We start from the raw sequence: 19,517 nt of genomic DNA on the forward strand, positions 1-19,517 counted from the left end.
AATCAAAAGTCCCCCATAACTAGCTTTCGCAATACTCGCAACGGCTTGGTAAGCCGCCATGATCGTGAAGACAGAACCGCTGCGATCTGCGCATCACGTTCTTCCACGGCCTGCTTGAGGCTGGCGATCTCTTGTTCTTTGCAAGCAATATCTTGTTCCGCCAGTGCAAGCCTCCACTTAAAATGACTGGCTTCTTCCCAGTACTTTGTTGCATTGTTTTTATGCCACTCAACATCATGAATAGAAGCTATTTCATTGCTCTTATAAACAAATTTATGTGAAAACCCAACAGGATCATAATCAAGGATAGCTGTTATCTCTCTACGTTTAGAAACCAACCCTTGAATGCAGTTAACCACCCCTTCAAGCCAGCGCTTTCTGGCGGCTACTTTCCATTCATAATCTGGCAGCACAGGATTTACTAAGAATTCTTCAAAACTTTGTTTGATGTCTAGCGCAAGGCACTTCTGGCTGTAATAGTCGTTATTACTATTTAGCCAACATGGCACGCCCAGTAAATGCATAAACAGCGTAACATGGTATGAACATGAATAAGCCATTAACGCAGAAATCCGCTTCTTATTACAAGGTTTGCCGCAGTAAGCTAAAAAAGCGCCGTCGAGAACGCGATAGTCACCAAAAGGGAACTGTTTTTCCAGTTCCTTTATCGAAGAAAGAGTATCAACGACAAAGTGCCGTTTGTCATTAAACGCATTAATAACAGTCACGCCGCCTTTTGCAGCCTCAGTGGTAGTTAGCTTATTTAGGTGATCACACAGTAAAGAAAGCTGATTATCGTTTCCGGTATATGTCGAAAGATTTAAATGTAACAACAACCCGCGACTAACATCAACATCAAATCCAGACGCAAGTTTTTTCAACTCTTCATATGCGTCATCAAAAGAGAATGAGGCGGCAATACCATTATTGGCCAAATTTTGACGAGATAACTCATCTCTTACGCCTACCATGAGCGGTTTAAAAGTAACAATGTGCTTTGCTACTCTTTCAGAAAATATGGAATCAACTTGCTGCCCTGATATAACATAAGCTGGTATTTTTAATGAATTGATTAGAAACTCTGTTAATGAAAGAACATAATCACCCCATTTTCCGTTTAAAAATCCGCCGCCGTATAAGTGCATTAATTCAACCGCTCTAAAATTCAGAGCTTTCTCAATATAAAGTCCTGACTCTGAAAAATCTAAAGGTTTCTGCGAAACAAATAATATACAAGAAACCCCATATACCCTCTTTGCATAAAGGATAAAGTTTTGATCACTAATAGATTCAACGGCGAATACAGGTATAGGTATAAAACTGCCAATACTGTTATGCAGCCGAATTGTTCCTTTTAATTGGAGAATGTCACCAAAATTACCATAGCCGAAATCGCTTCCTACCAGAAATGCTTTGGGAGCTGAACTCTCAAGTATTTCCTTGCTGTCAGGATCACAGTATAGATACCATTTATCCATGAATATCAACCTCAAAATCTTGTTTAAATTTGAACCACATCGGACCGTCCGAGTCGGCAACTACATCGAAAACAGCAGCAATCTCATTACAAAAAAGCAAAATATTATCGGATCTGTCCCACTTCGACACTTTATTCAGCCGAACCGCAACAGAATAACTTTGCCCGCCTCGCAAGATCATTTTTGACCTAAATATTACCTTGATCTGATCACCGGGTTTACAATTCAAACCTTTTCTGTACTTATTAAATATGCTTTCTCCAGTAAGTTCAAGGCCAAATTGATCCTTAATCAATATCCCAACACTCAAGTCACGGATTGTGGAATTCACTAACAAACTAATAGATATGGAAAAAGGTTCTCCCTGCCTAATTTTATCTGTTACTAATCCATGGCTATTAAGGACTGATACATCACGAACAGTTACAATATTGTAATTATCAAGATTAATTGATGGCAGAACAGCATTATCATCTTCTTGGTCATCCGATGCTGAGAGCATTTCTAAGTTTTCGGTTTCATTTTTTGAAAATTCACTTATCGAAGCCATAACTAAACGGTTGTGTTCAATGAATACATCATTCATGTACCGGTTAGTTATATCGTTTGAATCACCAATCAGTTTTACAGCACCATTTTCAAGCCATACTGCGCGCTGGCAAAGTGACCTTACTGCATCAATTGAATGCGAAACAAAAAGAACGGTTGTGCCGCCTTCCATTAGTTTACGCATCCTTGCCATACTTTTGTGCTGAAACCAGCCATCTCCAACACTTAAAGCTTCATCGACAATCAATATTTGAGGATCAACATGTACTGCAACCGCAAATGCTAAGCGTGCAAACATACCGCTCGAATAGGTCTTCACCGGCTGTTCGATAAAATCGCCGATATCAGCGAAAGCAGCGATGTCGTCGAAGCGGGCATCGATTTCCTCTTGGCTGAGGCCGAGAAGCGCGCCGTTCATGTATACATTCTCGCGCCCTGTGAACTCCGGGTTGAAGCCGGAGCCTAGCTCAAGAAGCGCCGCAATACGGCCATTGGTCTCCACCGTGCCGCTTGTCGGGGTAAGAGTACCGCATATAAGCTGCAGCAACGTCGATTTGCCCGACCCATTACGCCCGATGATGCCGATAGTTTCGCCTTTTTTTACCTCAAACGACACGTCTTTGAGCGCCCAGAACTCGCGGTAATATTGCTTAGGCTGCCGCCCGGCAAGGCGCTGCAAACGCGGCAATATGAATTGTTTTAGTCTGTCCTGCGGCTTGTCGTAAATCTGGTAACACTTGCTAAGATTGGTGACACGAATAGCAATATCAGAGGACATCGGCAAACCCCTTTCGCGTCTTCTGGAACCAGGCAAAACCAAGCCAGGCGACGAAAGTTGTGAAAATAAGATAAATTACAAATAACGTCCATTCCGACGCCTTGCCCCAGATAAGGACGTCTCTGGCCTGCTCCACCACCGGCGTAATGGGGTTTAAGAGCAATAACGGCTGATATTCTGCTGGCAATGCAGAAGTCGGATAGAAAATAGGTGAAAGAAACATGAGTGTATTAGTAAAAATACCGATAAGTTGTGCTACGTCTCTTACGTAAACCCCTAACGAAGCAAGTAACCAGGAGAGCCCCACGGTTAGCATGATCAGCGGAAGCAGCACCAAGGGAAACAGCAGAATGGTAACCGGCGGTATGCCAAACAATAACACATAAAAAATGAACCATACGCCTAAACTAATGGACATATGAAAAAGGGCCGAACCCATAGCGACCCATGGCAGAATCTCCAGGGGAAAGACTACTTTTTTAACATAGTTCACATTACTAAGTACCAAGCCTGGCGCCCGGTTGACACATTCGGCAAACAAGTTGAAAACCATCAGGCCAACAAACAAGACGAGAGCAAATTCTGCTTTAGAATCGCTGCCAGAATTCCAGCGGGCCTTGAACACCACACTGAATACAAAAGTATAAACAGCGAGCATAAATACTGGATTAAAAAACGACCACAAACTGCCCATCATCGACCCGCGATAACGGCCAGCCACTTCCCGTTTAACAAGCGTATTGATTAGACCTCGGTTGCGCCATAGGCTGAGTATCATTTCCCGTGGGGAGATGGAAAACTGCTGCATCAAAAAAGCACCTCTATATTAAACGAGTTTTTTCTTTAATTCGTTCTGTTTAGCCGATATTGTACCCTGCCAGCTTATCCGACGGGATATCGCGCAGGCGGGGATTTGCTTTATCTTTGTCACTTATAATAGGCTCACTCACCGGCCAAGCAATGCCGATATCGAAGTCATTCCAGATAATGCCGCCTTCGGCCTGAGGGTTGTAAAAATCAGTACATTTGTACGCAAAAAGAGCTGTATCGCTCAGGACGCAAAAACCGTGGGCAAAGCCTTCCGGAATGTAGAGCTGGCGCTTGTTATCAGACGACAGCGTCACCCCTACCCACTGGCCAAAGGTAGGCGACCCAGGCCGGATATCTACCGCTACGTCAAATACCTCGCCCTGGATGACGTAGACCAGTTTGCCTTGGGGGTTGGGGTTTTGAAAGTGCAAGCCCCGTAGCACGCCCCGGCGGGAAAAGGACAGGTTGTCCTGGACGAACTTTTCCGGCAGGCCGTACTCTCTATACCGTGCGGCATTCCAGGTTTCAAGAAAATAGCCACGGTTGTCGCCGTATACGTCGGGCTCAATGAGAAGTACGCCAGACAATTTAGTCTCAATCACTTTCACAGTTGCCCGCCTCCGTTAAGTATATTTAAGAGGTATTGCCCGTAGCCGTTTTTCTTGAGCGGGTCGGCCAGAGCGGCAAGCTCGTCGGCACTGATATAGCCCATGCGGTAGGCGATTTCTTCTGGGCAGGCGACCATGAGGCCCTGCCGTTTCTGGATGGTCTCGATAAAATTGGCCGCTTCTAAAAGCGACTCGTGGGTTCCCGTGTCCAGCCAGGCATAGCCGCGGCCAAGAATCTCGACATTAAGCATACCTTTTTCCAAATATACCCGATTTACATCGGTGATCTCCAGCTCGCCCCGCTCTGATGGCTTTAGGTTAGCGGCGATATCAACCACGTCATTGTCGTAGAAGTACAGACCGGTGACAGCATAGTTGGATTTTGGATTTTTCGGTTTTTCCTCAATGCTGACCGCCTTGCCGTCCTGATCAAACTCGACCACTCCGTAACGCTCGGGGTCGGCTACCCAGTAGGCAAAGACGGTAGCACCGTCTTTCTGGGCAGCTGCCCGGCGCAGGTGCCCGGTAAGGCTGTGGCCGTAGAAAATGTTATCACCTAATATGAGCGAGCAGTTATCACGGCCGACAAATTCACGGCCAATAATGAAGGCTTGGGCCAGACCACCCGGATAAGGCTGAACGGCGTAGTTGATATTTATCCCCCACTGGCTGCCGTCACCTAACAGTTCGCGAAACAAATGGTTGTCATTAGGGGTAGTTATGACCAAAATATCGCGTATGCCGGCAAGCATAAGGGTAGTCAGGGGGTAATATATCATCGGCTTATCGTAGACGGGCATGAGCTGCTTGCTCACCGCCCGCGTCAAGGGGTACAGCCGGGTACCGGAGCCGCCGGCTAAGATTATGCCTTTTCTGGTCATGGGACACCTCGCATCGTTGGTTTTATCGCTCTATTTAAGACCAAGCCCTAACCGTTCACGGCGGTAGCTGCCGTCAGTAACGCGGTCACACCAGGCGCGGTTAGCCAAATACCACTCAACCGTCTTACGGATGCCGGTGGCAAATGTTTCTTGCGGTTGCCAGCCAAGTTCACGTTTTATTTTCGACGCGTCAATGGCATAACGACGATCGTGGCCAGGCCGGTCCTGAACAAAGGTTATCTGTGTGCGGTATGACGAGCCGTCCGGTCTGGGCTGCATTTCATCCAGAATATCACAGATAGTTTCAACGACTTCGATGTTGGCCTTTTCGTTATTTCCGCCGATATTATACGTTTCGCCGGGACGGCCGTAGCGCAGGACGGTGTCAATCGCCCGGCAGTGGTCGAGAACATACAGCCAATCGCGCACGTTCCGCCCGTCACCATAAACAGGCAGCGGCTTGCCGTCGAGGGCGTTGAGGATCATGAGGGGAATAAGCTTTTCGGGGAATTGATACGGACCGTAATTATTGGAACAGTTAGTGGTAAGAACAGGCAACCCATATGTATGATGCCAAGCGCGAACTAAGTGATCGGACGCGGCCTTGGAGGCTGAGTAGGGTGAGTTCGGGGCATACGGTGTAGCCTCGGTGAAATAGCCTTCCGGACCCAGCGAACCGTAAACCTCGTCAGTGGAGACATGGAGAAAGCGAAAATTTTCTTTTTCTACTTCCGCCAAGGCCTGCCAGTAGGCGCGGACTGCTTCGAGCAATTGAAAAGTACCCACGATATTGGTCTGGATAAAGGCTGCCGGGCCGTCGATAGACCGATCGACATGGGATTCAGCAGCAAAGTTTACGACCGCTTGAGGGCGGTATTGCGCGAGAAGATATTCGACCAATGAGCGGTCTTCGATGCCACCTTTAACAAATATGTGCCTGGGGTTATTTAAAACATCGGCGAGTGAGTCCAGGTTGCCTGCATAGGTGAGCTTGTCCAGATTGATAATGGTCGTATCTTGATATGTGCTAAGCATATGGCGGACGAAGTTGGTACCAATAAAGCCGGCGCCACCCGTCACGAATATAGTCTTCATCAATCTGCCTCCACATTTATTTACAGTCGTTTGCTATATAGTCTTTAAGCGCCTCTTCCCACGGGCGCATGATATCAAAGCCTCGAAGTCTAAGCATGTGGTTATCCAGTACGGAATAGCGCGGCCGCTTGGCTTTTGTGGGATATTCATCCGTCGTTATCGGCCGCACGGCTACCTTTTTGTCGGCATATTCAAATATTTTACAGGCAAATTCGTACCAAGTACAGTTGCCGGCGTTGGTCGCATGATAGATACCGTAGTATTCAGTGTGCATGATCTGTTCTAAGAGAGCGGCCAGGTCAACAGTATAGGTGGGAGTGCCGTACTGGTCGGCGACAACGGCGATTTCCGGTCGTTCACCGGCCAAGCGCAGCATGGTGCGGACAAAATTATGCCCGTCGCCGTACAGCCAAGCGGTACGGACGATGAAATACCAGCCGCCCGTGTCACGAATAAGCTGCTCTCCCAACAACTTACTCTTGCCATAGACGGATAAAGGGTTAGGAGCGTCGTATTCGGAATAAGGGGTACCCCTGGCGCCGTCGAAGACGTAGTCGGTACTGATATGTATCAGCTTAACATTCGCCTCCCGACAGACGAGCGCCAGGTTGTGAGCGCCAATGGCATTGACAGCATAGGCGGCGTCGGGTTCGTCTTCGGCTCGCTCGACATTGGTATAAGCGGCGGCGTTAATGACGATGTCCGGCCCATACGTCCGGACAGCATCACGGCAAGCTTTGAAATTGGTTATATCGAGCTCAGGCAAATCGCAAAGCACAAGTTCATATTTTTCGCAAAATTGTCTTTGCAAAGCGCGCCCCAGCTGGCCGTTGGCGCCGGTGACAAGTATTTTCTGCATTTAATACGCCCCTTCCCCTTTTAGTATAACTTTTATGGTCCTGAACAAGAGGACAATGTCTAACCACGGCGACCAGTTGCGTACATACCAGGAATCCATCTGAACGCGCGTTTCATAGTCGACATCATTGCGTCCGCTGGTCTGCCATAACCCTGTAATACCCGGCGGCACAAGATAGTAGTCGTTAATATACTCGCCATACTTGACTACTTCCTGCTCTACGATCGGGCGCGGCCCGACCAGGCTCATCTCGCCGCAGATTACATTTATGATCTGGGGGAGCTCGTCCAAACTGGTTTTGCGCAAAAATTTGCCAACTCTGGTTACCCGCGGGTCGTCTCTCAGTTTGAAGTCGCGCTCCCACTCTTCACGGGCAGCCGGGTTTTGCGCAAGATAAGACTCTAACACTTCCTGGGCGTTAGCCACCATTGACCGGAATTTGTAACACGGAAAAGGCCTGCCATTCTGGCCGATGCGCTGGTGCGAGAATATCACCGGACCTGGTGAATCTAGATATATTGCCGCCGCAATGACTAGCAGCAGAGGTAAAATAAATATGCCACCGACCACACTGGCCGCAATATCAAACGCCCTTTTCAGCAGACGGTTGTGAAGCAAAGCCAAGTTGTTGCGCAACTTGAGCAGCACCAGTTTTTCGTTAAACAGGGTTTCAACTTCCATCCCGGCAAGCGGCAAACCGCATACGTCGGGAACAACTGTCAAACTGCTTACGTGCGGCTGCAGGCGGTTGACCAGAGCCAGGAGCCGGTCGCGATTAAGACCGGGCGCGGCGATAATTACATCTTTGATGTCGCTGGCAGCTATTATTCTCTCGGCCTGGTCAAATGTCCCAAGATAAGGATACTGGCGGGTCAGCGGGCGATCAGCATAGTTGTCTTCAATCAGGCCGGCAACCTTATAACCAATATAAGGGTCAGCAGCAAACGCCCCGGCCAGAAGTTCGGCCGTCTTGCCGGCGCCAACGATAATCACCGGTTTTTGCCAAAGGCCGGCCCGAGCAAGGAGGTGCTTGAGAACATAACGACTTGCGGCAAGATAAGCAAAACTCAGCCCCCAAACGGCAACGGTAAATATTCGCGATACATGCCCGGTTTTTAAAAAATATACAATTCCAATGACTAATATGATAACATAGTTGCATGCCTTGAATAACAGCCCTGCTCCTTGCCAGAAGGGCAGGCGCTTGGTATACAGGCCTTGAGCCGCAATAAATGTCAAATACACAACGGGAATTACAAAATATATGTAAGTATGGCCGAAGTGAAACGGCAAGAGGGCGGGAAATAGCTTTGGCAGAAAAGTTCCCCGCAACCAGGCGGCGCTATAAATGGCCGCAACGACCGCAAAGTAGTCGGCCGCTGCTAGCAAAAGCGGAGATAGAAATTGCCCCAGCCGTACCGCCAGTGGCAAGGCCGCCGCTTGTCCCATATGCACGTTGACAGCTGGCGTATGTGCTTCAGACTGCATTATCGCATCACTCCGCTTTCTATTGGCGAGGATCTAGTATAGAAAAGTATCTATCAACTAAACTCAATTATAATTTTTCGACATATCTTAAAGCAATAGCGAACTTTGTCATAATTTGTCATAACTATTTTGCGTACTCCAAAAAACTGTTAGAGTAAAAATCGTTTTACCGCTCTCTTAAATCTTTTTCGTAAAAACTCCACCCGCGCCATCATAACAAATAAACACCACGGGATGAATGGTAAACAGGGGAACTCTTTTTTATGAAAATCCCGCAGTTTTAGCCAAAATAAATATGCTTCTTCGACAAATCCATATTTTAAAAGTTTAAAAATCATGGTAAACAAAACAGCATATTTTATTTTTATAAAATTTTTTATAAGCTCCCGCACGCCATATGAGGCTAAAGCATTAGCCCGCGCCGTATATTATTTCTTAAAAGAAGCTGAAAAATCAGGTTATATTGTAAAAACGCCAGGGGGATATAAAATGTCATGGAAATGCGAGATAAAATAATCAAGAAAGTGTAGAAGCCATTGAATTATCCGGCTACAGCAAAAGCACCTAGCGCATGCTGCATGCTAAAGCTATCTTTCTCCCGAAAAATACTCCTGACCATATTATACCATATTATACCAAAAGACGGCCCAAACCCGGCCGTCTTTGTTCATTTAAGAACTTTTTAAAACTTTTTGATAACGCTAAGCAATGCCCACGGAAAAACGGCCCATACTTTTCGCCCAAATAATTCAATTTTTCAAATAAGTCAAGCCTGACCCCTTGCCTTGACGGCATTTTTTCATTACTTTATAATAATATGTAAGGAATTATGGTTGGAGGTAAGCAAAATGGTGCCGGTAGAATATGATGCATGGGCTACTGTTACCGAAAAAGGACAAGTCACTATCCCCAAGCCAGTCCGCGACTATTTAGGTGTGCCCAATGGCGGCAAAGTCCGCTTTCGGGTAAGATATGACGGTGTCGTTGTTGTTGAAAGGCCAACGACTGCCGCCCAAGTGATCGGACGGCTGCAGAAATACGCAAATACAGAAAAGATCGTTAATGCTTACGAACTGAGGGAGAACATGGAAAGTGACCGGCGTAAAGAACTTGGTTATTGATGCCAATATCGTCCTGCGGGCGGTTTTAAATGATGTCCCGGACCAGGCTAGTAAGGTCTTTAACCTCCTGCAAAGAGCCGAAGCCGGTGAGATAGTCCTTTTGGTGCCTGAGCCTGTGATTTCCGATGTTATCTATGTATTATCCGGAATGAAAGTTCCTAAGGAAGAAATAGTTGCTACCGTCAGAGACTGGTTTAACTTGCCCGGCGTACTCCCTCTCGGCATCGAAGCCAGCGTAGTCCACACTTCCTTAGACCTGTTTTGGGGAAAGAACATTAAATGGTCAGATGCCCTGATCGCTGCCAGGATGTTGGAATGGGGCTACACAACCATATGCACTTTTGACCACCACTTCACCCGGATACCCGGGATTACCCGCGTTACTCCGTAAAGACGGCATAACTACAGCAAAATAAGTCAATTTTTCAAATAAGTCAAGCCTGAGCCCGTCTTTTGGCAAATGCTCTATGTATGACAATAATTGCGCCAATCGCAGCGATGCTGTCCAAGACAATATAACCAAAACGGCTACTGCGGCCGCTAACAAAATATTGGTGCAGTTCGTCGCCACAGGCAATGGCAAGCGCGATTACTGCCGCCAGGTATGGCCGCCGCAACGCGTACTGCAGCGTAGCCCCCAAGAGGCCGAAGAACACCACATGGCCAATTTTGTGGGCTATCCAGTCCGGATCGATGCTAAAGACATACGAGAAAAAACCGTCACGGCCGATTTTATAGGTATGGATGCCAAACATTTGGACAAGCTTTGCCCGCAATGGGCCGTCGGTAACGATATGCAGGTTGGAGATGATATGGTATATTATTTTTGGAAAATAATGCTATGATCAACAGGAGCATCTATGAGCAATCATACCAATATCTGGATCATACATAATCCTGCTGCCGGCTGGTGCACGCGGCGACGGGTAAAAAAGCTTTTGACGGCGTTTGCGTCGCGCGGCATCATGCCAATAGTAAAGCCAACACTGCATCCTGGACATGCCATAGCGTTGGCCGCCGAAGCCTGTCGTACTGGCGCCAGCATTATTGTGGCTGCTGGTGGCGACGGTACGCTTAACGAGGTCATAAACGGAATGCTGGCCAGCGGTCTGACAAATAAATTGCCATTACTTGCCGTATTTCCGGTAGGAACGGTTAATCTCGTTGCCAGAGAACTTAATGTGCCATCTTGTCCGGATACATTTGCCGCCCGCGTCCTAACCCGGGCCAATACGGCAACCATTTGGCCCGCCCAAGCCAATGGGCGCTATTTTGTCGCTGTAGCCGGTGTTGGTATCGATGCTTATGTCGTTAATAGCGTAAGTTTGCTAAAGAAAAAATTGTTCTCACGCTTCGCCTATGTTTATGAGACAATAAAAACTTTAATAAAAGCAACCTATACCGCTCGCGGCTGGCCGCATCGCTATACCGTAGAAATTGACGGACATAGTTACCACACGCCAGCGCTAATCGTGGCAAAAGGCCATTACTATGCCGGGCGTTTTGTAGTTGCCAACCAGGCACGTCTTACCGATCAACAGCTGTACGCCGTTTTATTTGCGAGCGGCACTATTCGTTCTTTGGCGTCCTATATTTTTCATCTCGCTTGCGGCCGGTTAAATCAGCATCGTCAGGTAACCGTGCTACCGGCCAACTCCATATTAATTCACGGCCCGGTCGGTCAGCCGGTGCAACTTGACGGTGACCCTGGCGGCCGATTGCCGCTACTAATAGAAGTCGGCACGGTACCGTTAACAGTCGTCTATTGAGAGGGGCAAATATAATAATGACTCGTTGGGAACGGTTTTGGCTCAATTGCCAGCAAGATTTAAAACTTTACACGTTTATATGGATGCTATTAATGTTTTTTCGCATTGCCTTTATTGCCCTTTTGCCACAATATATAAGCCCAGGCATAACCTGGGTCGATATCGCGACATCCATCTATTACGGCGGCCGCATTAGTCTTAAGAGCGCCGGCATCGCTGCCCTGCTTAGTTTTATATTCTGCACCCTGATTAACGTTATTCGTCCGTCACTGCGCACAGAAAGACTGCGTCGTATTATCGGCTATACCTTTATTTTTACGCTCACGCTATTATTCGCGGCCCGTTTGCCCTACTACAAACAATTCCACACCGTGTTTAGCCCACTTATTTTCAATACGTTCCGCGATGATGTCCAAGCAATTATATCTACCTTGGTTAAAGAATATGATCTCATTCCCCGCCTCGCTGCCGCCATTGCCGGCGCCGTGGGTGGCTGTTGGCTACTGGCCTGGTGGCTTAACACGCGTAATTTACCGGTTCCCCGGTTTACCAACCGCTGGTTGCGCCGAGGGTTTCGTACCGTGGTTGTGCTCGCTATCGCCTGGTTTATGGTTTTCGCCCGTTTTGGCGGCAGCCTCGGTTATGCCGGTTCGGTTCACTGGCATAACGCGGCGGTCACCCGCGATGAATTTCTTAATGAAGCCGTGCTTGACGATGTGCAAGCCTTGTATCGGGCCTGGAGCATGCACAAAATGCTAGCCCAAGCGACTGCTCTAAATCTCACAGCGACGCGCGTTGCCAATTATGCCGCCAATTTAACCGGCAAACAACCGGTAACGGCTAACTTGGACGATTATTTGCGCAAAGAAGCTGACGGCGCGCTTATCCCCAGGCCCCGTCATATCTTTTTAATTGTCGGTGAAAGCTATGCTGCCTGGCCGCTTTTGCCGGAATATGACAACCTGCATATAGCTGACGGGCTAAAAAACATCGCCGCCCGCGACAATGCCGCCTGCGCTTCGGCCTTCGTGCCGGCTGGTCATGGTACAATGAGCAGTTTGGGCAGCTTAATCACCGGGCTGGCCGAAGTTAACCTCTATCCCAACTACCAGCCGGAAACCTATCGGCAGCAATACCCAACGGCGTTAGCTGTGCAGATGAAACGCCTCGGCTACAAGACATATTTCTGGTATGGCGGTTTTCCCTCCTGGCAGCGCATCCGCGATTTCGCCCTGGCCCAGGGATTTGACGCGTTTTACGGAGCCGGTGATATCGGTCAAGCTCCCGGTAACGCCTGGGGCATTGAAGATAAATTTTTGTTTGAAGCAATAGAGCGTATTTGGGATGGAAGCGAGCCAAGTTTCCACCTAATTCTTACTATCTCCAACCATCCTCCATATACCGTCGACCTGGCCAAAGAAGGGTTTAGCCCGTCCATCTTGCCTGAAACTTTCCGGCAAGATAAAGCTTGGCTGGCAAAACTAGGTCATTTCTGGTATGCCGATAAAGTACTAGCTGATTTTGTTGATGCAATGTACCGCCGCTATCCGGACAGCTTGTTTGCCATCACCGGCGACCATGCCGACAGGATGAACATCGAACCAAACCCGCCGCTATTTGTCCGCTACGCCGTGCCGTTAGTGCTGTACGGTCAAGGCATACATAAAAATATTCTGCCGCAAACAGCTTACGGCAGCCACCTCGACATCGCCCCCACCCTGATAGAACTTATTGCCCCGCGCGGTTTTGTCTATTATTCCCTCGGCCGCAGCCTTACGCACGGCGCGGGGATCGGCATCGGCAGCGATCTGTGGGTGACGTACGACTACATCGGCCGCATCAGTACTAATGCTACCGAGCATACGCCTTACTACCGTCCGGGAGCAGTTCCGCCGGACAAGGCCGAGCTTAAGGCGACGGTTGATGCGGTGCAAGCGGTGTCCTGGTGGCGGGTAAAGATGGGATCAGGGCTGTAAAGCTGCAAAATTAACGCATGTTGCCCAAACACCAAATTCTGCTAGATGTTCTATACTCGCTTCATTATTCTTTCCCAAACCATATCCACAGTTACTCGTTCCATGCATTCATGCCTGCGGCTGCATGCATGTTCGCCGCACGGCTGGCACAAAAGTCCTGCTGTAACAACTGCGTTTTGCTGATCGTAGGGATGATAGCGTACCGGGTCAGAAGGGCCAAATATTGCTACTACCGGCACTTTTTGCGCGACAGCAATATGCATGGGGCCAGAGTCGCCGCTGATAAACGCGGCGCATTTTTTTATCAAAGCAGCGGTCTCCAACAGTGTCGTCTTGCCGGTAAATACGGCCAGTTTGGGATGGTCCGGCTTATTCATCAGGCTAAGTATTTGGTCAACGTCCTCTCTGTCCATGGGACCGCCAAAAAATGCCACGCCGTAGCCGGTTTCCAGCAACCGGTCGGCAAGAGCAGCAAATCCCTCCTTAGTCCAGCGCTTAGTCGGCCAGCTCCCGCCGGTGTTGAGACCGATGACCTTACGGGTATCAACACTATTATCAGCAAAAGCTTCTTGCCAAAGCTTGTCTGCCCTAGCCTCCGTGCCTTCGTCCACCCATATTTCCAGGCCATGGTTATCTACTTGCGCAATCCCCGGCTCCCTGAGGATTTCAAGATAAGCATCGGCTTGGTGGACATCATGCCGCTCTTTTACTACGCGGTCAAAAAAGATGCCAAACGGGCGGGCAGCAAAGCCAATGACTTCCCTAGCGCCGCTAAAAGCCGCGATAGCCGAAGCCCGCTCATTGGCATGGAGATTAATAACAAGATCGAATTGACGTTTGCGGATATCGCTAATCAGACCGATGTAATTTTTTAACTTGTTGTGATATCCTTTTTTATCAATGGCAATTAGCTCGGAAAGGTGTGGATTATATTTGATTACGTCGGCGTTTTTCTTATCCGCCAGCATGGCAATATGGGCGCTCGGGAAGTTGGCGCGCAGAGCGCGGATAAGTGGGGTGGTAAATAATAAGTCGCCGATGTACATGAGGTTGATGATGAGGATGCTATTGTACATATGTATCTCCGTAACGCTATAGTAATGTTAACTTATAAATACGTCCCGTAAATACGTCCCGCTGCATAAAACAGCCCGAGCAAAAACCAATACAACCGCATAATTACCGAATGCCCGAAATTATATTCAGTAAGTCCCTGTACTAATAGTCCCAAAGTCACTAATATAGCTGCCAGCGCCCATATATTGTTTTGGTTATCCCGTAGTTTTACATAAGCATTAAAAAGAATATATCCAAACATATAAGAAAAAGCGATAAAACCTATCAACCCATACTCAGCCAATACCTGAAAAAAGTTGTTATGAGCATGTCGCTGGAATGGTTCCTGCGCTTGGGGTGAAATATATTTTATTTGGTAAAGATCGCCATAGTTTCCTGTCCCCACACCGGTCAACGGGTGATCCAAAAACATGTGCCACGCACTTTGCCACATTAATAATCTTTCTGAATTAGACTGGAATGTTATGTCGGTTATAGTTTTGACCCGGTCATAAAACATCTGATTACTGAACAGCGAGATAATCAACACAATCAAAAATAATAATGCTACTAAGCTTAATTTCGTATTCCTGCGCACCTGAAGAATTGCATATGCAAAGAGTACTGCAGCAACAGCAATCCACGCCCCCCGTGTACCATTAAACAACAAAGCTAAAAACGCGATAAAAATCGCTAAGCCCAAAAAACGTCTATCCTTTGTGTTACAAATATTATTGATGAACAAAATAAAGATTAACGGTATTAATTGTACTAGATAACCGGCTAAAATCATCGGTCCCCCCCTAATACCGGATGCCCTAAGGTTACCATTAACCCCTAGCCATATTGCATAAAAATTATTCACAGTAAATGCTGCAATTAAGACCAATAATATTATCCACAATTGACGCTTATCCTTTATAAATGACGATGCTAAAAATAAAGGTGCCGTCCGGTAAGCTGTATGCCCAATCTCCGGAAATCCCAGTGCAGGATTATAAGCAAAAACCGCGGAAACAAACATGGCAAATAAAAAAAATAATATCGCCTTTAATAGTCCTTTGTCGATACCTAAGTTTGTTGTCGGATACTTTGCATAATGAATAATAGCTAATACTAAAGCAAGTGATATTACAATATTTGATGCAGAAATTGAAATGGTAGCAACAGCTGCATAAGCAATCAGTAAAAAGTATATAATTTTTTCAATTATGTTTTTTTGTATCACACAACTAGTGTTCGATAATTGACACCAATTCACCATTAGTAACCTCCGCATATGAATTTATGTTCAAAACCTTGGTCTTCCTTAGCAAGGACTAGATTCTACACAGCTATATAACTTCTTCAGCTCTTTTACTCAACACAACAGGTATCAGAGAACATATGAAGCGCAACCCAAATAGCAACTAAAGGCACTTTGAGAGCCGCAGCAATTTACATTAGTGACCTTTAGCTTTAAATTCTCATAGCGTATCTAAAATAAGACCAGTACTTCTTTACTGTCATCTCAAACTCATGTTTAGCTTGATTAAACCCAGATACTTTAAATTCATATTTTTGCAGGTTTCCATCCGACTTTATCATTCGCAGAATATCGGGATTAATTTTCTCTGTAGTATAAACTATTTCATGGGGATAGTCCTCAAATAAATAATATCTATGCCCGCCAGACCCAGGATCCAAGTCGTTATAATACTCTAATCTTTTCTTTCTGTCATTATAGCCATACATAGATCAAGTCCTAATTTATGTGTAAAATCATCCCCAGTTAAAATTGAAGCAATTAACATATTTTAACAATTTTGCTGTCCGTGATATGAGTTTGTCGTTCACGCCAATCCCAATAATCGGTCATATCCAAGTACTTTTTGCCGCTTGCCCATTTGTCATCGATTTCCATGAGTAAAGCGCCAATCAAACGTAAAGCAGAAGCCCGGTTCGGGAAAATCCGAATGACCCTTTCGCGACGTCGAACTTCTTCATTGAGACGTTCAACCCCATTAGTCGTACGCAAGCGTTTACGATACTTTTCCGGCAAGGCTAAAACGGCTATGGCATCGTCAAAGCCGGCTTCTAGTATAGCCATTGCCTTTGGCGCTTTTGTTTCATAAGCGGCAAGCGTTTCGTTAAGAAGCATTACTGCAGTTTCTCTATCCGGCGCAGCCAAAATGGCTCTTACCCGAGCAAGAATTTCCGGCTGCAAGGACTTCGGCGTCGCATCCAAGATGTTGCGTATAAAATGCGTTTGGCAACGCTGCCAGGTGACTCCTTGGAAGTATTGGCGGATAGCACGGATTAGCCCACCGTGATGGTCCGATATAATCAGATCAACGCCACACAAGCCCCGCCGCTTCAGCCAGCTGAAAAATTCACTCCAACTGGCTTCCGACTCGCTGTCGCCCAGCATAATCCCCAGGACTTCCCGATAGCCCTCAGCATTTATGCCAACGGCAATCATTACGCCACGTGAACGCACACGTTCTTCTTCACGGACTTTAATGACCATGGCATCTACCATGACAAACGGGTATTTTTGATCCTTTAATGGACGTTCATTCCAAGCGTGCACAATTGGATCTAGGCGCTTACAAAGGTCTGATACGGTCGACTTGGAAAACTCGCTGCCACAAAGTTCTTCTGTGATTTGCGCCACCTTACGGGTCGACACACCGTTTACGACCATTTCCATCAAAGTCAGCACTAATGCTTGCTCACTACGTTGATAGCGGGCAAACATCTCCGGTTGAGAACTTACCGTCACGAAACCGTGGTACTTTTAGGGTGATCGTGCCAACACGGGTGGTAAGTCGATGAGGGTACACTCCATTACGATAACCTTGACGCTCGTCTGTACGCTCGTAGCGCTCAGCACGCAATTGTTCTGTGGCTTGTGCTTGTAAAATCTGGTTCAATACCTCCTCCAAAAAAGACGCCATTGCCGCATCTTTTGCATTGCTTAAAAAAAGTTGATGCAAAATTTTCGAATCAATGTTAATCTGGTATTGAGCCATTTCAAAATCACCTCTCGTTGAATGTTGTTGCCGCTTCATTCTAACTGAGGATTTTGAATTGGCTCTTTTTTTGATAATTCCTTTTTACACAATTATACGGACTCTACTGTTTTGCCTTAGGAGTAAGATATAAATAACCATTTTTCATTCGATAACCGCTCTTGATTTCAATAACATTCATTTCCAAATGTACTTACCTCGCAAAAATCCTTCTTATTAGTAAAAATATACTCTTCTCCATTTTTACTAAAAGCAATAAAAGTATTCGGACCATATTGTGTACTAGGAGATAGTCTATTTTTAATAACATCTTTTCCTTTAAGCATGCGTTTAATCAAATTCTTACCTACTCTACTTACCGAGATATATACAGGTATTTCGACCTCATTTTGGTATTCTTGGATAACAACATTTTTACTCATTCTATTTAACACCCCCATGTATATCGATAAAACAATTTCGCTTTAATTTTATCACAACAATATTACTACTTCTTTAAATCAGGTGTTCCCCCCGCCCACGGAAACATATCCAATTCCTTCCAAAAACCCATAAATCCTTGCTGCGCAAGGCTTTACTCACTGTGTTTTCTTTTAAGCGATACCACGCACTCGATGTGGCTTGTCTGCGGAAACATGTCTACCGGCTGAATCTCCCTGGTCATATAGCCGCACTCCGCCAGTACGGCCAAATCACGGGCGAGCGAGGCGGGGTTGCAGGAGACATAGACAATGCGGTCAGGCTGCATGCGGACAAATGTTTCCAACACGCGGCGGTCACAGCCGGCGCGAGGCGGATCGACAACGATCGCCTGGGGACGAACGCCGCTTTTATACAACTTAGGCATAACGTCCACCGCGTCGCCGACGATGAAGTCTACATTATCCACGCCGTTTCGGCGGGCATTTAGCCAAGCATCCCGCACCGCCGGTTCGACCACCTCAATTCCGTATACTTTCGCGGCCCGTTTGGCCAGAAACAAGGTTATGGTACCGGTGCCGCAATACGCGTCAATCGCCGTTTCTACGCCCGTGAGCCCCGCATATTCTACCGCTTTATTATATAACCTGACGGTCTGTTCGGTATTGACCTGGAAAAAAGACCGCGCCGAAATCTGGAAAACAAACCCGCCAAGTCGGTCAGTGATGGTCTCTTTTCCCCAGATGACGCTGGTTTCTTCGCCGAGAATAACATTAGTGCGCTTAGGATTGATATTTTGCACAATACTCACTAAACCAGGCACTGCTTTGGTGAGCTTTGCAATCAGGCGTTCCCGGTGCGGCAGTTCACGGGTCGCAGTGACAATTACCGCCATTACTTCGCCGGTAGCCGTCCCCACCCGGCCAAGGATGTGGCGGATGACGCCTTTCCCGGTCCGCTCGTCATAGGTGGCGATACCTAGCTTGTTCACGACGTCGCGCATGACGGCAGCGATGATATTGTTTGCCTGATGCTGGATATAGCAGTGCTCAGTATCAACAATATCATGCGTCCCCTGGGCATAACAGCCCACCACTGCCCGGTTGCCGGCAAGCCCAACCGGAAATTGCATTTTATTGCGATAATACCATGGATTCGGCGCCGGTAGCGTGGGATGGACCACGACACCGTCCAGTTTGCCGATACGCATAATGGCATCGACGACCTGCTGGCGCTTAACGGTGAGCTGCGCCGCGTAACTTAGATGCTGGAGCTGACAGCCGCCGCAGCGGTGAAACAGGGCGCATAAGGGCTCCACCCGGTCAGGCGACGGCATTAGCACTTTGCTCAACACGCCTTTGGCGTAATTTTTTTTGACTTCGGTAATAGCCGCAACAACGGTTTCGCCGGGCAACGCCCCCGGCACAAACACGGTAAACCCTTCGTACCGCCCCACTCCTTCGCCGCTATGACCGAGGCCGGTAACTTCAACTTTATAGCTTTTTCCTTTTTGTACAGGAATAACTGTAACTTGCTTGGTCATATATACATTCCTTTCTTTGCCTACAAACAGATTAAACCGCAGAGCGGGTGGCGTCAATAGCTTTTGCCACTC

Annotated in this window: 18 protein-coding genes and 1 pseudogene; 4 read left to right on the forward strand and 15 right to left on the reverse strand. The window is 47.2% G+C overall.

From position 1 onward, the window contains the following. Positions 1–2: 2 nt before the first annotated feature. The 8 genes from TCARDRAFT_RS01195 to wbaP are packed head-to-tail and all read right to left on the reverse strand — an operon-like array spanning position 3 to position 8,546. Positions 3–1,478: a hypothetical protein gene (locus TCARDRAFT_RS01195; RefSeq protein WP_007288172.1), complete on the reverse strand. Its 1,476-nt coding sequence runs from the start codon at positions 1,476–1,478 to the stop codon at positions 3–5. Next, positions 1,471–2,805, reverse strand: coding sequence for an ABC transporter ATP-binding protein (locus TCARDRAFT_RS01200; protein WP_007288173.1), 1,335 nt, complete (start codon positions 2,803–2,805; stop codon positions 1,471–1,473). Before TCARDRAFT_RS01200 ends, TCARDRAFT_RS01195 begins: the two co-directional genes overlap by 8 nt. After that, positions 2,795–3,613 carry an ABC transporter permease gene (locus tag TCARDRAFT_RS01205; RefSeq protein ID WP_007288174.1) on the reverse strand — a complete coding sequence of 273 codons (819 nt, stop codon included), beginning with the start codon at positions 3,611–3,613 and terminating at the stop codon, positions 2,795–2,797. Before TCARDRAFT_RS01205 ends, TCARDRAFT_RS01200 begins: the two co-directional genes overlap by 11 nt. A 49-nt stretch (positions 3,614–3,662) precedes the next feature. Next, positions 3,663–4,223: a dTDP-4-dehydrorhamnose 3,5-epimerase gene (gene rfbC / locus TCARDRAFT_RS01210; RefSeq protein ID WP_007288175.1), complete on the reverse strand. Its 561-nt coding sequence runs from the start codon at positions 4,221–4,223 to the stop codon at positions 3,663–3,665. After that, positions 4,220–5,104: a glucose-1-phosphate thymidylyltransferase RfbA gene (gene rfbA / locus TCARDRAFT_RS01215; RefSeq protein WP_007288176.1), complete on the reverse strand. Its 885-nt coding sequence runs from the start codon at positions 5,102–5,104 to the stop codon at positions 4,220–4,222. Before rfbA ends, rfbC begins: the two co-directional genes overlap by 4 nt. Positions 5,105–5,134: 30 nt before the next feature. Further along, positions 5,135–6,199, reverse strand: a complete 1,065-nt coding sequence (gene rfbB, locus TCARDRAFT_RS01220; protein ID WP_007288177.1) for a dTDP-glucose 4,6-dehydratase — start codon at positions 6,197–6,199, stop codon at positions 5,135–5,137. Positions 6,200–6,215: 16 nt separating this feature from the next. Next, positions 6,216–7,058: a dTDP-4-dehydrorhamnose reductase gene (rfbD, locus tag TCARDRAFT_RS01225; protein ID WP_007288178.1), complete on the reverse strand. Its 843-nt coding sequence runs from the start codon at positions 7,056–7,058 to the stop codon at positions 6,216–6,218. Beyond that, positions 7,059–8,546: an undecaprenyl-phosphate galactose phosphotransferase WbaP gene (gene wbaP, locus TCARDRAFT_RS01230; RefSeq protein ID WP_007288179.1), complete on the reverse strand. Its 1,488-nt coding sequence runs from the start codon at positions 8,544–8,546 to the stop codon at positions 7,059–7,061. A gap of 848 nt (positions 8,547–9,394) precedes the next feature. Between wbaP and TCARDRAFT_RS01240 the strand changes: the two genes are divergently transcribed. Together TCARDRAFT_RS01240 and TCARDRAFT_RS01245 are read left to right on the forward strand one after the other, a co-directional pair. Next, positions 9,395–9,667 carry an AbrB/MazE/SpoVT family DNA-binding domain-containing protein gene (locus TCARDRAFT_RS01240; protein ID WP_007288164.1) on the forward strand — a complete coding sequence of 91 codons (273 nt, stop codon included), beginning with the start codon at positions 9,395–9,397 and terminating at the stop codon, positions 9,665–9,667. Next, a complete protein-coding gene (locus TCARDRAFT_RS01245; protein WP_007288180.1) occupies positions 9,639–10,058 on the forward strand; it encodes a PIN domain-containing protein in 420 nt (139 codons plus the stop codon). Before TCARDRAFT_RS01240 ends, TCARDRAFT_RS01245 begins: the two co-directional genes overlap by 29 nt. A gap of 43 nt (positions 10,059–10,101) precedes the next feature. On the opposite strand, the gene TCARDRAFT_RS14785 is transcribed toward TCARDRAFT_RS01245, so the two are convergent. Next, the gene (locus TCARDRAFT_RS14785) at positions 10,102–10,422 is read right to left on the reverse strand and encodes a VanZ family protein (protein WP_007288181.1); all 321 of its coding nucleotides are present in this window, start codon (positions 10,420–10,422) and stop codon (positions 10,102–10,104) included. A gap of 105 nt (positions 10,423–10,527) precedes the next feature. On the opposite strand from TCARDRAFT_RS14785, the gene TCARDRAFT_RS01255 reads away from it, so the two are divergent. Together TCARDRAFT_RS01255 and TCARDRAFT_RS01260 are read left to right on the forward strand one after the other, a co-directional pair. Beyond that, complete coding sequence (locus TCARDRAFT_RS01255) at positions 10,528–11,436, forward strand: diacylglycerol/lipid kinase family protein (RefSeq protein WP_007288182.1); 909 nt, start codon at positions 10,528–10,530, stop codon at positions 11,434–11,436. Positions 11,437–11,528: 92 nt separating this feature from the next. Further along, entirely contained in the window at positions 11,529–13,412 is a 1,884-nt protein-coding gene (locus tag TCARDRAFT_RS01260; protein WP_232199063.1) for an LTA synthase family protein, read from the forward strand. A gap of 50 nt (positions 13,413–13,462) precedes the next feature. Here TCARDRAFT_RS01260 and waaF read toward each other — a convergent pair whose 3' ends face one another. The 6 genes and pseudogenes from waaF to rlmD all read right to left on the reverse strand — a co-directional run bounded on the left by waaF (position 13,463) and on the right by rlmD (position 19,445). Continuing rightward, the gene (waaF, locus tag TCARDRAFT_RS01265; RefSeq protein ID WP_007288184.1) at positions 13,463–14,488 is read right to left on the reverse strand and encodes a lipopolysaccharide heptosyltransferase II; all 1,026 of its coding nucleotides are present in this window, start codon (positions 14,486–14,488) and stop codon (positions 13,463–13,465) included. Between the two features lie 32 nt (positions 14,489–14,520). Continuing rightward, on the reverse strand, positions 14,521–15,732 hold the full coding sequence (locus TCARDRAFT_RS01270; RefSeq protein ID WP_040682885.1) for an O-antigen ligase family protein: 1,212 nt from the start codon (positions 15,730–15,732) through the stop codon (positions 14,521–14,523). A 194-nt stretch (positions 15,733–15,926) separates the two neighbouring features. Continuing rightward, positions 15,927–16,202, reverse strand: coding sequence for a hypothetical protein (locus TCARDRAFT_RS01275; protein WP_007288255.1), 276 nt, complete (start codon positions 16,200–16,202; stop codon positions 15,927–15,929). A gap of 52 nt (positions 16,203–16,254) precedes the next feature. After that, positions 16,255–17,482, reverse strand: a pseudogene (locus tag TCARDRAFT_RS01280) (IS256 family transposase). 167 nt (positions 17,483–17,649) lie between these two features. Next, on the reverse strand, positions 17,650–17,904 hold the full coding sequence (locus tag TCARDRAFT_RS01285) for a hypothetical protein (RefSeq protein ID WP_040682886.1): 255 nt from the start codon (positions 17,902–17,904) through the stop codon (positions 17,650–17,652). Between the two features lie 152 nt (positions 17,905–18,056). Continuing rightward, positions 18,057–19,445, reverse strand: a complete 1,389-nt coding sequence (gene rlmD, locus TCARDRAFT_RS01290; RefSeq protein WP_007288187.1) for a 23S rRNA (uracil(1939)-C(5))-methyltransferase RlmD — start codon at positions 19,443–19,445, stop codon at positions 18,057–18,059. Positions 19,446–19,517 lie beyond the last annotated feature (72 nt).

The sequence above is a fragment of the Thermosinus carboxydivorans Nor1 genome, from assembly GCF_000169155.1.
GTDB lineage: Bacteria > Bacillota > Negativicutes > Sporomusales > Thermosinaceae > Thermosinus > Thermosinus carboxydivorans.

Coding starts and splice junctions, on each gene's coding strand:
- TCARDRAFT_RS01195 (WP_007288172.1), bottom strand. CDS start 1,478: ATGGATAAATGGTATCTATACTGTGATCCTGACAGCAAGGAAATACTT.
- TCARDRAFT_RS01200 (WP_007288173.1), bottom strand. CDS start 2,805: ATGTCCTCTGATATTGCTATTCGTGTCACCAATCTTAGCAAGTGTTAC.
- TCARDRAFT_RS01205 (WP_007288174.1), bottom strand. CDS start 3,613: ATGCAGCAGTTTTCCATCTCCCCACGGGAAATGATACTCAGCCTATGG.
- rfbA (WP_007288176.1), bottom strand. CDS start 5,104: ATGACCAGAAAAGGCATAATCTTAGCCGGCGGCTCCGGTACCCGGCTG.
- rfbB (WP_007288177.1), bottom strand. CDS start 6,199: ATGAAGACTATATTCGTGACGGGTGGCGCCGGCTTTATTGGTACCAAC.
- rfbD (WP_007288178.1), bottom strand. CDS start 7,058: ATGCAGAAAATACTTGTCACCGGCGCCAACGGCCAGCTGGGGCGCGCT.
- wbaP (WP_007288179.1), bottom strand. CDS start 8,546: ATGCAGTCTGAAGCACATACGCCAGCTGTCAACGTGCATATGGGACAA.
- TCARDRAFT_RS01240 (WP_007288164.1), top strand. CDS start 9,395: ATGGTGCCGGTAGAATATGATGCATGGGCTACTGTTACCGAAAAAGGA.
- TCARDRAFT_RS14785 (WP_007288181.1), bottom strand. CDS start 10,422: ATGTTTGGCATCCATACCTATAAAATCGGCCGTGACGGTTTTTTCTCG.
- TCARDRAFT_RS01255 (WP_007288182.1), top strand. CDS start 10,528: ATGAGCAATCATACCAATATCTGGATCATACATAATCCTGCTGCCGGC.
- TCARDRAFT_RS01260 (WP_232199063.1), top strand. CDS start 11,529: ATGTTTTTTCGCATTGCCTTTATTGCCCTTTTGCCACAATATATAAGC.
- waaF (WP_007288184.1), bottom strand. CDS start 14,488: ATGTACAATAGCATCCTCATCATCAACCTCATGTACATCGGCGACTTA.
- TCARDRAFT_RS01270 (WP_040682885.1), bottom strand. CDS start 15,732: ATGGTGAATTGGTGTCAATTATCGAACACTAGTTGTGTGATACAAAAA.
- TCARDRAFT_RS01275 (WP_007288255.1), bottom strand. CDS start 16,202: ATGTATGGCTATAATGACAGAAAGAAAAGATTAGAGTATTATAACGAC.
- TCARDRAFT_RS01285 (WP_040682886.1), bottom strand. CDS start 17,904: ATGAGTAAAAATGTTGTTATCCAAGAATACCAAAATGAGGTCGAAATA.
- rlmD (WP_007288187.1), bottom strand. CDS start 19,445: ATGACCAAGCAAGTTACAGTTATTCCTGTACAAAAAGGAAAAAGCTAT.